The sequence below is a fragment of the Pacificoceanicola onchidii genome (assembly GCF_004804335.1).
Taxonomy (GTDB): domain Bacteria; phylum Pseudomonadota; class Alphaproteobacteria; order Rhodobacterales; family Rhodobacteraceae; genus Pacificoceanicola; species Pacificoceanicola onchidii.
Window position 1 is genome coordinate 66,621 of record NZ_SRXY01000008.1, and the last position, 14,901, is coordinate 81,521.

Sequence of the window (14,901 nt, forward strand, 5' to 3'; positions counted from 1 at the left end):
CGGTTAGGCGGGTGCCTGAAAATCGACGACTTCGGTCAGTCGAACCGCCAACTGGCTGTGACCATCGCCTTCAACGACTTCCAACACACCAATGCCTATCAGTCGCTCTCCAACAAAAAGCTCCACCGGATCTTCGAGTTTTTTGTCCAGCGGTAAAACCGATCCTTCGGCAAGCTGCAGCAGTTCGCGAACCAAAGGCCTTGCCCGCCCAACCGATACAGTGATTTCGATCGGAACACTGGTGAACGGTGTGCCGTGATCGGGCGTTGAACTTGTCTGTGTGCTATCCATTGGCAAGTTTTCTCCGGTTATCGTGGGTAAATCCTGCGACCGCTTCCTTGACTGAAGCGACAAGGTCTCCAAGATCGATTTGTTTTTCAGTGCTGCCGAACCGAATATCGGCTTGTTCGTCGGAAAGGGTGTCATCTGCGACAACGATTACCGGAAAGCCAAGTTCCTCCGATAACACTTCGTTAACGACGGAAACGTTTTCAGGAGAAACCGCGATATTGACGTCCACGGACCCAATCTCCTTGGTCATTTCTTTGATTTTTTCAAATAGATGCACGCCAATCGTTGCTTTCGCCATTTCTGGCAGAAGCACATTGATCATCTCATTCAAAAGTGGCGACACCGCATCAACCATGTGGTTGCTTGCCTCGTGATACGTGAAAGACAGGTCTTGCAAGTGTTGGCTGAGCGCGCTGGACAATTGCGCGCTTTCATTAGCCTGGGCTTTTATCGCGTCGTCCCATCCGGCTTTGAAACCGTTCTCAAAAGCATCCAGCTTTTGCCCTTCTAGATCCGCTTCGTCGATTGCCGGTGCGGACTCAGAAGCCGGTGATTGACGTTGTTCGCCAAAATCCTCGAAGATCTGCGTAAGCGGATTCATCCGACTTCTTCCTTGTCTTCGTCAAGCCAGCTGCGGAGAATCTCGACCGTTTCCGTTTTTCGTTCTTCGATGAGGTTTCGCAGACGTTCCACAGGGTCCTCATCCGAAGAGTTGTCGAAATCCACCATGCCCATGCCTCCAAAATCGCCGCCGCTACCCATGACCGGCAATTCGGCGAAGCCGTCATCCATCTCGATCTCTCCATCAAGCGCGTCGCCTGCTGCGGCCTCGATGGGCGCGGGCAATGCAGCTGCTGCGCCAATATCGTCATCTTTTCTCGAGAGGATCGGGCGGACGACAAACAATCCGAGGATCAGCGCCACAACGGCCAAAACGCCGATTTGAATAAGCCTCATCGTATCCAAAGCACCCGCGAACATTCCCGGTTCAATAGGCCCGGTTCCCAGACCCTCTGGGCGCTCAAACGGCAGTGAACGAATGGTGATTTCGTCCCCGCGATCTGCGTCAAAACCAACTGCGGAGGCAACAAGCGCTTGTAAAGCTTGCAGTTCCGTTTCCGCCAGCGGGACAAACTGTTGTGTGCCATCTTCCGCAGTCGTATATGTTCCATTGACCAGAACAGCCACGGTCAAGCGTTTGATTGCGCCCGGAACCCGAGTGATTTCCCGCATCGTCTCAGAGACTTCATAGTTGATACGCTCGCGCGTTTCGGCTGTTTTTGAGGAAGAGTTATCACCACCGCCCGATTGGCCGTCGGGCAGATTCGACGCGACACTGACGTCGCCCGAACCCGTGTTTTGGGAGCTGTCATTCCGCTCTTCCGTGTCTGTCGATACGACAACCCGGCCTTCGGGATCAAAAACGCGCTCGCGGATCGATTCTGCTTCGGTTTCCGTATCAACACTGACCTCAACGACCGCATTACCCGTGCCGACTCTGGCTTCCATCAACCGCTGGACACGCTCTCGCAGTTGCGTGGCCTTGTCGTCAGCAGATTGTCCTGTCGGGGTATCTGCTTCCGCCCCGATCAGACCACCTTTGCCGTCGATGACGGCTACGCTTTCCGCCTCTAGGCTCGGAACCGCGGAAGCCACAAGAAACTTCAAAGCTCGCGCCTGTTGAGGAGACAAGACACCGCCCGTTGTTGTGACAGAAATCGATGCCGAAGGCGTGACGTCACGCTGAAACGGGTTGGCGCTGCTGTTTGCGATGTGGACGCGTGCGGTCGCGATTTTCGGGTTGGACACAATTGTCCTCGCCAGCTCTCCTTCCTTTGCTCTCCAATACGCCGCGTCGAACATCTGCGACGTCGTCCCGAACCCGGAGAGAGTGTCGAGCAACTCGTAGCCTTGCGCGCTGTTCGCAGGCAGCCCTTCGCTGGCGAGCGTCAGCCTTAGAGAATCACGCTCTGAGCTTGGAACGAAAATCGCACCGCCGCGCACGTCAAATGGAACGCCACGCGTTTCCAATGCCTGAACCACTTCGCCAGCGGCACTGTTTTCCAGTCCTGCATAAAGAAGCGTCATGTTAGGGGCCGCCGCCATGCGTGCGATACCCAAAACGGCGAGAATCATGGCCAGGGACGCTCCAAGTGCCACAATCCTTTGCCGGGCGCTCAACGCATTCCATATTGATAAGCTTTGCTGCAAGGGAAACCTCCGCTCCAAACGTTCTGTTCGGTCGCCGTCAAACTGACCCATTCGCCTTAACAATCAGTTAGCCCATTCGGCATATAACGCTTTGGAACGCAAAAGAGGTTGAGCATGGCTGAGACCACGGCAGACGAAGAAGAAATCGAAGAGAAGAAACCATCAAAGCTACCGCTGATCATTGGTATGGTGCTTGCAATTGCTGGCGGTGGCGGCGGTTTTTTCGCTGTTTCTTCCGGGTTGCTCGGAGGTGCCTCCAGCCAAGCCTCAGAAGAATCATCCGAAGCCGAAGTAAAGGACGGAGTGCCCATAGAGGCGACTCCTCTTGCTGACATTTCCTTTGTCGAAGTGCCCAAAATGCTCATTTCTCTCGGCCCGGGCGCAAAAGCTGACCACCTTCAGTTTCGCGCAAGTCTGGAGGTCAACAAGAAGTACGCCGCCGAAGTCGAGGGGCTGCTTCCCAGAGTGCAAGACGTAATGAACAGTTATCTAAGAGCGCTTGATCCGAGCTCCTTGGAAAAACCCGGCGCGCTGGTGAAGCTACGCGCGCAGATGCTGCGGCGCGTTGGAATGGTCGCTGGAGAAGACCGAATTCGAGACCTGCTCGTCTTGGAATTCGTGTTGAACTGAAAGGGATGGGAATGGACCTGATTGCAGATATTTTGTTGGTCGCCGGGGCGCTCGGAGCCGGGTTTTACTGTTTCATTCTGGCACGTCGGCTGACGAAATTTACGGATCTGGAAAACGGGGTCGGTGGCGCCGTCGCTGTGCTTTCCGCGCAAGTGGATGATTTGACCAAGACGCTGAATGCCGCACAGGCAACCGCGGGCGATTCGTCCAAGTCACTGCAAGAGTTGACCGAGCGAGCAGAAGATGTCGCCAAGAGGCTCGAACTTATGGTCGCATCGATGCACGACCTGCCAGACCAGCCGAAACCACAGCACAATCCCGTGCAGCCGCCGCAGTCTGACACCGTCTTTTTCCGTCATCCAAGGAACTGAGGAGACAAAATGAAAACCTCCCAGAACGCCAAAGCCGCCAGCGAGCGAAAGAAACAGCCCAAACGCGGGCGCAAAAACATGCGTGGTGCCCTCGCCGCAGTCGGAGGCTTGCTTATCGCCTCCGCTGTTATCCGTACGGTTATCGGAGCTGGCGAAGCGTTTGCGCGCGAAGGCGGCGATGTCGCAGAAAGACTAATTCCAACGCAGAGCGCCGCCCTGGAGCACAAAACAGCCGATGAACATGCTGCCATGTCAGGGGTGAAACCTGGGCAACAGGATATGGAAGCTGGTGTTCGGCGTATCGCCGATGATGACTTAATGCCGTTGATCAACGCCTTGAATGAACGAGAAAACAGGGTCAAACAAAGAGAAGAAGACATCGCGATTCGAATGCAGGCGCTTTCGCTTGCCGAACAGGAAATTGAGCGAAAACTGGTTGCTCTTGAAGATGCAGAACAAAAGCTGCGATCGACACTGGCTCTTGCCCAAACCGCCGCCGAGGATGACCTGACTCGTTTGACGGACGTTTATGCCAATATGAAGCCGAAGCAAGCGGCGGCGTTATTCGAAGAGATGGACCCGGATTTCGCGGCAGGGTTTCTCGGACGGATGCGACCAGATGCAGCTGCAGGCATTATGGCAGGACTGACACCCGGAACGGCCTATACGATCAGTGTGGTTTTGGCTGGAAGAAACGCCAACGTTCCCAAACAGTGAGCGTTTTTCGAAACGCCCTCACCGAGTAGCACCCGAATGCACGGAACGACACGCTTCAAGTAGGTGTTAAAGCGATGCAGTTTTCACGTCTTTTGTCCGCTCGCTGGTCGCCATTTAACCGTTCATTAGTCCGGAAAACCGCGTTCAAATTGCCTGGTCGCGTTTGTGGCATGCACGCCATCGTGACAGCGGATTCCCGCGAACGGGATTGATTTTCGGTTCCGTTTGCGCAAAATCTCCCAATTCTTTGCTCTTGGAACGAGTTGCTGCCATGATCACCCGTAGAACTTTCGTTGCCGCCGGTGCGGCTGCCGTTGCGATGCCCGCCCAGGCCTTTGAAGTCGATCCCGTTTTTCGCCCGCAGAAAGTCGGCATCAAATCTGACCTCGCTCCTGGACAAATTTTGATTCTCCCCCGCGCGCATTTTCTCTATTTCATCGAAGCGCCTGGACAGGCCATGCGTTACGGGGTGGGTGTTGGAAAGGCGGGGTTGGAGTTTACCGGCAAGGCCAAAATCGGGGCTAAGAAGGAATGGCCGACTTGGCGCCCGACCAACGAAATGATCGAGCGCGATCCAGTAGCCTACGGAAAGTTCAAGGACAACGATTACGTCCAACCGGGCGGGCCCGGGAACCCACTGGGCGCGCGCGCACTCTACCTGTTCCAAAACGGACGGGATACGTTCTTCCGTATTCATGGGACGACGTCGCCGCGTTCGATTGGTCGTTCGGTGTCCAACGGCTGCATCCGGATGATCAATGATCACGTCAAGGATCTCTACCAACGCGTTCCGATTGGAACCCCTGTCACGGTTCTGTGACATCCATCGGTTTTGGGCCGAGCAAACGTTTTGATCTGATCGTAGTCGGCGCCGGCCCCGCCGGTGCTGCAGCGGCCAATGCGGCTTCAAGGCGCGGCGCACGGGTCGCATTGGTCGACAAACGCGCTTTCCCGCGGGACAAGCTTTGCGGTGGTTGCATGACTGGCCGCGCGATGGTGCACTACAGACGGATATTCGGCGAACCGATACCACGCGTCCCCATCGTCGAAAGCCGCGATGTTTCATTTTTTGCGTTTGGGGAAGACCTGGGCCAAACCCATGGCGTATCCCCGCTCTATTTCGGCATGCGCCGTCAATTGGATCTGCATCTGGTCGAGGCAGCTTTTGCGAATGGTGCCATTGATTTCACTGGCCAGTCCGGCTCGCTGGATCTGAGTACAAACCGCCTACATCTGCAATCCGGCGTGCTTGAAGCGCCAATAATCATCGCAGCGGACGGGGTGAACAGTCAAATCGCGCATCAGGTGTATGGTCAGGCCTTTGATCGTTCAAAAATTGGTTTCGCACTGGAAGTCGAAATCCCAGAAATGACTGACACCGAGTTGCGCATCGACTTTGGCGCAGCGGAGTGGGGCTACGGTTGGCAGTTTCCCAAATCAGAAGGCGCCACGATTGGACTGGGAGGTGTGCTTTCCCGAAATGCGGATATGAAGAGCGCTCTTTCCAGCTATCTTGACAGACTGAACTTGAACACGTCGTTGCGTCCAAAAGGACAGTTTCTGCCCTTTGGCGACTTCCGGACAAAACCGGGGTCTGGTCGAATCCTGTTTGCAGGGGACGCCGCCGGCCTTGTCGATCCAATTACCGGTGAAGGAATAGGACACGCGCTGTTCAGTGGGGAAGCGGCGGCAATTGCTGCAACAAGTGCTTTGAACAGGGGGAGCCCCGATCAGGCCTTGAACGCCTATGTTCGTGCGTTGAGGCCCGTGCACCAGGGATTGAAACATGCGAGGCGCCTGCGCACCATCATGTTTCATGAACGGCTCAGATCAACGTTTGTGCGCAGTTTTCAGTCCTCGCGAAGTCTCCGCGGAGAGTATTTCCGCATGATGGCCGGAGAATTGGAATACGGAACGCTAATTCGTCAAGTCGCCACCCGCCTTCCCGGCTTCGCCATTCGTGCATTGCAAAGAATTTGAAAGAACTCGCCACCGATCCGTCGGGCCCTTGCCACTTTCGCGCCCCATTTTGCGGCTCTTAATCCTTTTTAAGGAATTGAGGGGCAAAAAGGCGCAAGGAGGAAAGACATGGCAGTCTTCGGTTTCGTCATTGGCAGCTGCATTGGCAGCATCGTCGGCCTGATCGGCTGGACGGCCTTCGACCTTTCCTTCCTTCAGGCATTCAGCCTTTATGTTGCAAGCGGCGCTGTTTTGGGCCTTCTAATGGCCATACAGGGGTGCCTGCGCACAACTCTGGCTGCAAAAATCCCGGCAAGCGCCTGAGGCTAGTTCTGCGGCAGCACGCGCGCGATCAGTTTCTCCACTTCCGGGCCTACGCCTTCCACAATCCGGGAAACACCCTCTGCGTTCGGGTGAATGCCATCCGCCTGCATGAACTCCGCGACATCCGCGGGCGCATCGCCGTCTTCCATCAACCCATGGAAAAAGCTCTCCAAGTGTAGCGCGCCATAGGTTTCCGCCAGATCTGGATAGATCGAGTCGAAGGCCTGTTTGTATTCGGAGCCGTAATTTCCGGGGGCTTCCATGCCAATCAACAGCACTTCAATATCGCGCTGCTGCGCAACCTGAAGAATGCCATCTATGTTCTTGCGGGCGACCTCGGGTGCAATGCCACGCAGAAGATCATTCCCCCCAAGCGTGACGATCATCGCATTGATTTCGGGCGTCAAAGACCATTCGACACGCGCAAATCCACCCGATGTCGTATCCCCTGACACCCCGCCATTCACCACGCGAACATCATGGCCTCTGTCAGCCAACCAAGTCCTGAGTTGCGGGACAAATCCTTCCTGTTCGATCAGGCCGTACCCTTGGGTCAGACTATCCCCCAAGGCCAGGATATTAACGTCCGCAGCGATTGCTGGCGGCGCGATCAAGACTATGGCCGCCGCCCCCTTGCTGACGCGCTGCAAGGCCCCATATGTAAAAAGTTCAAACATAAGGACGTCTCCCTGACATGCCGAATCCCGTTTTATCTCTAAAAGATGTGACCCTCAGCCTGAAGAGCAATGCCGGGATGGTGGAAATTTTGCATGGAATATCGCTTGATATCCAAAAAGGAGAGACGATCGGCATGATCGGGCCCTCCGGATCCGGAAAGTCTTCTCTTCTGATGGTCATGGGTGGCCTCGAACGCGCCACCTCGGGCAGCGTTCTTGCCATGGGAGAAGACCTCACAAGCATGAACGAGGACGCCCTCGCGCGATTTCGGCGTGACAACATGGGCGTGGTCTTTCAATCCTTCCATTTGATCCCGACAATGACGGCCCTGGAAAACGTGGCGACACCTTTGGAACTGGCCGGTCACAAGGATGCCTTTGATCGGGCCAAGGCGGAACTGGAGACGGTTGGTCTGGCGCATCGCGCCGATCACTACCCTGCTCAGATGTCTGGAGGCGAGCAACAGCGGGTGGCCTTGGCACGCGCGTTGGCGCCGCGGCCGAGCATTCTTCTGGCCGACGAGCCAACGGGCAACCTCGATGGGACCAATGGCAAGGCAATCATGGATCTGCTGCTCGGGCTTTCTGAGAAACATGGGGCGACGCTTGTCATGGTGACACACGCGCCGGACCTTGCGGCCCGATGTGACCGCGTTGTGCGCCTGCGCGATGGCGGTATCGACACGTCAGAAGAGGCCGCACTGCGGGCGACCGCATGAGCCTGCAGATCGCGGCCCGGTTTGCACGGCGGGAGTTGCGCGGCGGACTGCACGGATTTCGAATTTTTCTAGCTTGCCTGGCATTGGGCGTCGCAGCCATCGCCGGCGTAGGATCCGTCCGTTCAGCCATCCAATCCGGCCTGGAATCTCAGGGGGCAGTACTGCTCGGCGGGGATGCGCAGGTGGAGTTCACCTATCGGTTCGCCTCCGAAGAAGAGCGCGCCTGGATGGCAACGATTGCGTCCGAAGTGTCCGAAGTCACGGACTTTCGATCCATGGTGGCGGTCACGCGGAATAAAGAGACAGAACGCGGCCTGACGCAGGTGAAGTCTGTCGACAGCGCCTACCCGTTGCTGGGTGAGTTGACATTAGACCCTGCCATACCCCTCGATGAAGCGCTGGCGAACCGGGGCGCCGTGATGGCTCCAATCCTGGCAGACCGGCTGGGATTGAGTATTGGCGATACGTTTCGTCTAGGGGAGCAGGAGTTTTCCCTGAGTGCGCGGATCACGGCGGAACCGGATGACGCGGGCGATGGCTTTGGTTTGGGTCCACGGACGATTGTGCGCACGCAGGATCTCGACGGATCTGGCTTGCTGGAGCCCGGGTCGCTGTTTGACACGGAATATCGCCTGTTGTTGCCGGAAGGCACGGACCTTGACGAAGCGGCAGCGGATGCCCGCGCTATGTTCGAAGACAAAGGTCTGAAATGGCGGGATTCGCGCAATGGTGCGCCGGGTATTGCACGGTTTGTCGAACGGCTCGGTGACTTTCTGGTTCTGGTTGGGCTCTCGGGCCTCGCAGTTGGGGGCATCGGCGTCTCAGCAGCCGTGCGCGCATATCTGGCACGCAAGACCAGCGTGATCGCAACGCTGCGCACTGTCGGCGCAAGCCGCCGGGTGATCTTCCTGACGTACTTTCTCCAAATCGGCGCGCTCGCATTGCTGGGTATCATTCTGGGCCTCGCCTTGGGCGCGCTGGTACCCATTCTGCTTGGGCCATTGATCAATGCCGCGCTGCCTGTTCCCGCAGTCTTCGCCCTTCATCCCGGACCGCTGGGCGAAGCGGCGCTTTATGGTGTCTTGACCGCGCTTGTCTTCACCTTGTGGCCGTTGTCCCGTGCAGAAGAAGTGCGAGCCGCCACTTTGTTCCGGGATGCGCTGGACGGCGCGCGCGCCCTGCCGGCGGCCCGTTATCTCATCGCTATTTTTGTACTGTTGGGCCTGCTTGTTTGGACAGCCATGGTTTTTTCGGGCAACCCCTCTTTGACGCTCTGGGCGGCCGGCGGCATTCTTGCGGCCTTGTTGGTGCTTACCTTGGCGGCGGAAGCCATGCGCTGGCTCGCACGTGCCGCGACCCCTGCAGCCCGTGGTAAGCCCATTTTACGGTGGGCTTTGTCAGCCATCGGCGGACCGGGGGAAAGCGCCGGGGCGGTTGTGCTGTCCCTTGGCCTTGGCCTCGCGGTGCTCGCCGCAATTGGTCAGATCGACGGCAACCTGCGCAGCGCCATTGACCGCGATCTTCCGGACGTCGCACCCTCCTATTTCTTTGTAGACATCCAGAAAGACCAGATGGACGGCTACATGGAGCGGCTGAACAATGATCCGGCCGTGAGCCGCGTCGACAGCGCGCCAATGCTGCGCGGGATCATCACCCAGATCAACGGTTTGCCTGCCCGTGAGGTGGCTGGCGGGCACTGGGTTGTTCAAGGCGACAGGGGTATCACCTATGCAGCGGCCCCCGACAGCCGCACCACGATCACTGAAGGTTCGTGGTGGCCCGAGGATTACAACGGCCCGCCGCAGGTCAGTTTTGCCGCCGAAGAGGCCGAAGAGATCGGTTTGAAAATCGGTGATACGGTCACGGTCAACATCTTGGGCCGGGATATCACAGCCGAAGTGACATCCTTCCGGGACGTGGACTTCTCCACCGCAGGGATCGGCTTCGTCATGACGTTGAACCCCGCCGCCCTCCAAGGCGCGCCGCATACGTTCATCTCCACGGTCTATGCCGAGGAAGAGGCCGAAGCGCAGATCCTGCGTGATCTGGCTGGACAATATCCTAACCTGACGGCGATCCGCGTACGGGACGCCATCGACCGCGTCAGCGACCTGCTCGAAGGCATTGGCGCGGCCATTCGATGGGGCGCGGCGGCGACCTTGTTGACCGGGTTCCTGGTTCTGATTGGCGCAGCCGCAGCCGGAGAAGGCGCGCGCACCTATGAATCCGCGGTGCTGAAGACCATGGGTGCCAGCCGTGCGCGCGTTCTGCAAAGCTTTGCTTTGCGTTCGGCTTTGCTCGGGGCGGGCGCTGGGATTGTTGCGCTTGGCGCGGGCATCGCCGGTGGCTGGAGCATCAGTTTCTTCATTATGGACACAGACTACACCGTGATCTGGTCGTCGGCGTTCGGTGTGATCCTTGGCGGCATTCTGGCGACGCTGCTGGCGGGGCTGGCCTTTGCCTTGCGACCGCTCGCCGCGCGTCCGGCGCATATCTTGCGCGCTCGGGAATAGGGAAAATCGGCAATCGTGTCACCTTGAACATGGGCGCATTCACTGTCACCCATGTTGCAACCGCAGCAATTTCCGGATGATGCCATGACCGATTCCCTGCCCATGCCGATCACGGCCCCGCTCACCAACGCCCAGCGCACCCAGTTGATCAATCTGGTGCGGCGCGCGGCGAAGGCTGAAATCCTGCCCCGCTTCCGACAGCTCGGAAGCCACCAGATCGACACGAAATCAGGACCACAGGACCTTGTGACGGAAGCGGACAAGGCCGCAGAGGCCATGATTACCCGGGGTATCCAGGTCATGTTCCCGCACGCATTGATCGTTGGTGAAGAACACGCCTCGGCCAATCCCGAGATCGTCGATCAGATTGCCGAAGCCGAACTGTGTTTCACCATCGATCCGGTGGATGGCACATGGAACTATGCGCATGGTCTGGCTGTTTTTGGCGTGATCGTGTCGATCCTGCGCTTCGGACAGCCGGTGTTTGGTCTGCTCTATGATCCGATCCTGAATGACTTTGTGATCGCGGATAACGAAACGGACGCGGAGCTGGTTCTGCCGCGCCGTATTCGGCGCAAACTGAACACTTCCGAAGGCGGGCCAGTGGAAGAGCTCAAGGGCTTCTTCCCGCTGAATCTCGTTCCCGAGGACAAGAAACAACAGCTCGCCGCGACGATGCCCCGCTTTGCCCGCGCCAGCATGCTGCGCTGCGCCTGCCATGAAATGCGGATGGTCGCGCAAGGCCAGATGGACTTTGCCCTCTTTGCCAAGCTGACGCCTTGGGATCAGCCTGCGGGCGTCGTTGCCATCCGGCAGGCGGGTGGTCATGTGGCCATGCTGGACGGCTCGGAGTATCGCGGCGACGTCAAGAGCGGCTACCTGCTGGCCGCGTGCAATGTCGAGACATGGGGCCGCGTACGCGATGTGTTCGACTTCCTCGTCGAGGCGCCAGAGCCGGAAACAACGGACGCGCCGGAGAAAAACAGCTTTCCCGGCGAAGAGGCGGTTGATAACGACGCGTAAAGACCCTTCCTAACGCCCGGAGCTGATCCCATGACCGAGAACAAACGCATCGTCCTGTCGAGCGACCACGCCGCCATTGACCTGCGGCAAGCCATCGCTGCCCATATTGCCAAGCGCGGCTGGGAGCCGGTCGACATTGGCCCTATGACGACAGAGAGCACGCACTACCCCAAGCACGGCGAGGCCGCTGCTCGGCAAGTGGCCTCGGGCGATTGCGCCCTTGGGATCATCCTGTGCGGCACGGGTCAGGGCATCATGATGGCCGCCAACAAGATCAACGGCGTACGCTGCGGCGTGTGCTCGGACACCTTCTCTGCCGAGATGATCCGCGCGCACAACAACGCAAATATGCTGTCGCTGGGCGCTCGGGTTCTGGACGAAGCCAAGGCGATTGAGATCGTCGATGCCTTCCTCGATGCGGAGTTTGAAGGTGGGCGGCACGGCCTGCGCGTTGACATGATCTCTGCGCTCGAACGCTAAAACCCAAGCGTTTCACCAAACGAGAAAGCCCCCGGATCTCCGGGGGCTTTTTTTTGTTACTCGGCGGCTTCTGCGTAGTCCGACATGGGCGGACAGGTGCAGATCAGGTGGCGGTCGCCATAGACGTTGTCCACCCGGTTGACCGGCGGCCAGTATTTGTCCACGCGGAACGCGCCCGGCGGGAAGCATCCCTGCTCACGCGTATAAGGACGATCCCATTCGCGGACGAGATCTTCCATCGTATGCGGCGCGTTCTTCAAGGGGTTGTTTTCCTTGTCGATCTCGCCGTCCTCGATTGCCCTGATCTCTTCGCGGATCGCCAGCATCGCGTCACAGAACCGGTCCAGTTCAGCCTGCGTCTCGCTCTCCGTCGGCTCGATCATCAACGTGCCCGCCACAGGCCAGCTCATGGTCGGCGCGTGGAAACCCGCGTCCATCAAACGCTTGGCGATGTCTTCGACCGTAACACCCGCGCTCTTTTCAAATGGACGCGTGTCCAGGATGCACTCATGCGCCACACGGCCTTCACCGCCGCGATAGAGCACGTCATAGGCCCCTTCAAGACGCTTGGCGATGTAGTTGGCATTCAGGATCGCCACCCGCGTCGCCTGCGTCAGACCTTCGCCGCCCATCATCAGGATATAGGCCCAGGAAATCGGCAGCAGGGACGGCGAACCAAAGGCCGCCGCCGAAACCGGCCCGACGGAGCCGGGCTTGATCGGATCGCCCGGAAGGTGCGGTTCAAGATGCGCCTTGACCCCAATCGGGCCCATACCGGGACCGCCGCCGCCATGCGGGATGCAGAAGGTCTTGTGCAGGTTGAGGTGGCTGACGTCGCCACCCAGATCGCCGGGACGCGACAAGCCCACCATGGCGTTCATGTTCGCGCCGTCGATGTAGACCTGCCCGCCATGTTCGTGGGTGATCGCGCAGACCTCTTTCACAGTCTCTTCAAAGACACCGTGGGTCGAGGGATAGGTGATCATGCAGGCAGCAAGATTGTCCGAGTGCGTCTCCGCCTTCTCACGGAAGTCCGCCAGATCAATTGAACCTTGTTCGTCACATTTGACCGCAACCACCTTCCAATCGACCATATGGGCGCTGGCCGGGTTGGTGCCATGCGCGTTCACCGGGATCAGGCAGACATTGCGATGCCCCTGCCCGCGCGCCTTTTGCCAATCGCGGATCGTCAGAAGACCGGCGTACTCGCCCTGCGCCCCTGAGTTGGGCTGCATGGAGAAGGCATCATAGCCGGTGATCGTGCAGAGCTTTTCCGAAAGGTCGGCGATCATCTCGCCATACCCCTGTGCCTGATCGGCTGGTGCATAGGGGTGCAGCGCCGCAAAGGCACTCCAGCTGACCGGCATCATTTCTGCTGCCGCGTTGAGCTTCATCGTGCAGGAGCCCAGCGGGATCATTGCACGGTCAAGCGCAAGGTCACGGTCCGCGAGACGGCGCATGTAGCGCATCATTTCGGTCTCGGCCCGATTCATGTGAAAGACGTCGTGCTGAAGGTAGCTACTCTGCCGGATCAAACCTTCGGGCAGACGGTACTCCGGCGTGAAATCATCATCCTTGCGCACAAGGCCAAAGGCACGCCAGACCGCTTCGATCGTTTCCGGCCGTGTCCGTTCATCCAGCGTGATGCCAACCTTGTTCGCGCCGACACGGCGCAGGTTGACCCCTTCGCGCACTGCGGCTTGCAGAACACCGCGCTGCAAGAGACCAACGTCGACGGTGATCGTGTCAAAATACGTCTCCGGCTCAACCTGAAAGCCCGCGGCTTCCAGCCCCTTGGCCAGCCGCACGGTCTTGCGATGAATGCGCTGCGCGATGGCACGTAGCCCTTTTGGGCCGTGGAACACCGCGTAGAACCCGGCCATGACGGCCAGCAATGCCTGTGCGGTACAGACGTTCGATGTCGCCTTTTCCCGCCGAATGTGCTGCTCGCGTGTTTGCAGCGACAGCCGGTAGGCCTTGTTGCCATGGCTGTCGATGGAAATCCCGACGATCCGCCCCGGCATGTTGCGCTTGTACGCGTCTTTGCAAGCCATGTAGGCCGCGTGTGGGCCGCCGTAGCCAAGCGGAACGCCAAAACGCTGCGTACTGCCGACGGCGATATCCGCGCCCATCGCGCCCGGTTCCTTGAGCAGGCACAGTGCCATCGGATCGGCAGAGACGATGCCAATCGCTTTCGCAGCATGGAGTTTTTCCATGTCTCCGGTCACATCACGCAGATGGCCATAGGTCCCGGGATACTGAAAAATCGCGCCGAAGACGGCGTCGGCTTCCATGTCATCCGGAGCGCCCACGATCACTTCGATGCCCAAAGGCTCCGCGCGGGTTTTCATCACGGCGATGTTCTGCGGATGACAGTTCTCATCGACAAAGAATGCCTTGGCTTTGGATTTCGCCACCCGCTGCGCCATGGTCATGGCCTCGGCACAGGCTGTCGCCTCGTCGAGAAGCGATGCGTTCGCCACCTCAAGCCCGGTCAGATCACAGACCATGGTCTGATAATTCAACAGCGCCTCCAGACGCCCCTGCGAAATCTCTGGCTGATACGGCGTGTAGGCCGTGTACCAAGCGGGGTTCTCAAAGATATTGCGCTGGATCGCGGGCGGCGTGACGGTGCCGTGATAGCCCTGCCCGATCAGGCTGGTCAGAACCTGGTTCTTTGACGCAACCTGACGCATCCGGAAGAGCAGCTCGCTCTCGGAATAGGGTTTTCCGAAGTTCAGCGCAGCCGCCTGGCGGATCGCCTCCGGCACGGTCTGTTCAATCAATCCGTCAAGGTCGGACACGCCGAGCACAGCCAACATATCGGCCATCTCGTCCGGAGAGGGGCCAATGTGGCGCCGGTTGGCAAAGTCATAGGGCAAATAGTCAATCGGGTCGTAGGTCATCCCAAAGCCTCCGTCTCAGAGAGGGGGCACGAAGCCCCTGCTTTTCTTGGCAAAACATGCAGCGCGCCAGTCAAGACCGC

General features: G+C 58.5%; 15 protein-coding genes. 10 read left to right on the plus strand and 5 right to left on the minus strand.

The features are described 5' to 3' along the window. Positions 1-3 precede the first annotated feature (3 nt). From E4662_RS19130 to fliF, 3 genes are read right to left on the minus strand one after another with little or no spacing between them, the layout of a single operon-like run. Positions 4-291 (minus strand): FliM/FliN family flagellar motor switch protein, encoded by a 288-nt coding sequence (locus E4662_RS19130; protein ID WP_136443232.1) that lies wholly within the window; start codon positions 289-291, stop codon positions 4-6. After that, positions 284-892, minus strand: coding sequence for a FliH/SctL family protein (locus E4662_RS19135; RefSeq protein ID WP_136443233.1), 609 nt, complete (start codon positions 890-892; stop codon positions 284-286). The genes E4662_RS19130 and E4662_RS19135 overlap by 8 nt, the downstream gene beginning before the upstream one ends. Further along, entirely contained in the window at positions 889-2,553 is a 1,665-nt protein-coding gene (gene fliF, locus E4662_RS19140) for a flagellar basal-body MS-ring/collar protein FliF (protein ID WP_168798023.1), read from the minus strand. Before fliF ends, E4662_RS19135 begins: the two co-directional genes overlap by 4 nt. 63 nt (positions 2,554-2,616) lie before the next feature. On the opposite strand from fliF, the gene E4662_RS19145 reads away from it, so the two are divergent. From E4662_RS19145 to E4662_RS19170, 6 genes are all read left to right on the plus strand, one after another. Then, positions 2,617-3,132, plus strand: coding sequence for a flagellar basal body-associated FliL family protein (locus tag E4662_RS19145; RefSeq protein ID WP_136443234.1), 516 nt, complete (start codon positions 2,617-2,619; stop codon positions 3,130-3,132). A gap of 11 nt (positions 3,133-3,143) precedes the next feature. Next, positions 3,144-3,503, plus strand: coding sequence for a DUF6468 domain-containing protein (locus tag E4662_RS19150; RefSeq protein ID WP_136443235.1), 360 nt, complete (start codon positions 3,144-3,146; stop codon positions 3,501-3,503). A gap of 9 nt (positions 3,504-3,512) precedes the next feature. Then, entirely contained in the window at positions 3,513-4,220 is a 708-nt protein-coding gene (locus E4662_RS19155) for a MotE family protein (RefSeq protein ID WP_136443236.1), read from the plus strand. A gap of 271 nt (positions 4,221-4,491) precedes the next feature. Beyond that, on the plus strand, positions 4,492-5,040 hold the full coding sequence (locus tag E4662_RS19160) for a L,D-transpeptidase (protein ID WP_206080315.1): 549 nt from the start codon (positions 4,492-4,494) through the stop codon (positions 5,038-5,040). Next, entirely contained in the window at positions 5,037-6,200 is a 1,164-nt protein-coding gene (locus tag E4662_RS19165) for a geranylgeranyl reductase family protein (protein WP_240705254.1), read from the plus strand. Before E4662_RS19160 ends, E4662_RS19165 begins: the two co-directional genes overlap by 4 nt. Before the next feature lie 108 nt (positions 6,201-6,308). Then, positions 6,309-6,503, plus strand: coding sequence for a hypothetical protein (locus E4662_RS19170; RefSeq protein WP_136443237.1), 195 nt, complete (start codon positions 6,309-6,311; stop codon positions 6,501-6,503). A gap of 2 nt (positions 6,504-6,505) precedes the next feature. On the opposite strand, the gene E4662_RS19175 is transcribed toward E4662_RS19170, so the two are convergent. Further along, the gene (locus E4662_RS19175; RefSeq protein ID WP_136443238.1) at positions 6,506-7,180 is read right to left on the minus strand and encodes an arylesterase; all 675 of its coding nucleotides are present in this window, start codon (positions 7,178-7,180) and stop codon (positions 6,506-6,508) included. A gap of 17 nt (positions 7,181-7,197) precedes the next feature. On the opposite strand from E4662_RS19175, the gene E4662_RS19180 reads away from it, so the two are divergent. From E4662_RS19180 to rpiB, 4 genes are all read left to right on the plus strand, one after another. Next, entirely contained in the window at positions 7,198-7,899 is a 702-nt protein-coding gene (locus tag E4662_RS19180; protein WP_136443239.1) for an ABC transporter ATP-binding protein, read from the plus strand. Next, positions 7,896-10,412: an ABC transporter permease gene (locus E4662_RS19185; protein WP_136443240.1), complete on the plus strand. Its 2,517-nt coding sequence runs from the start codon at positions 7,896-7,898 to the stop codon at positions 10,410-10,412. Before E4662_RS19180 ends, E4662_RS19185 begins: the two co-directional genes overlap by 4 nt. Before the next feature lie 84 nt (positions 10,413-10,496). Then, a complete protein-coding gene (locus tag E4662_RS19190) occupies positions 10,497-11,435 on the plus strand; it encodes an inositol monophosphatase family protein (RefSeq protein ID WP_136443241.1) in 939 nt (312 codons plus the stop codon). Between the two features lie 30 nt (positions 11,436-11,465). After that, positions 11,466-11,915 carry a ribose 5-phosphate isomerase B gene (rpiB, locus tag E4662_RS19195; protein WP_136443242.1) on the plus strand — a complete coding sequence of 150 codons (450 nt, stop codon included), beginning with the start codon at positions 11,466-11,468 and terminating at the stop codon, positions 11,913-11,915. A gap of 56 nt (positions 11,916-11,971) precedes the next feature. Here rpiB and gcvP read toward each other — a convergent pair whose 3' ends face one another. Then, on the minus strand, positions 11,972-14,821 hold the full coding sequence (gene gcvP / locus E4662_RS19200; RefSeq protein ID WP_136443243.1) for an aminomethyl-transferring glycine dehydrogenase: 2,850 nt from the start codon (positions 14,819-14,821) through the stop codon (positions 11,972-11,974). Positions 14,822-14,901 lie beyond the last annotated feature (80 nt).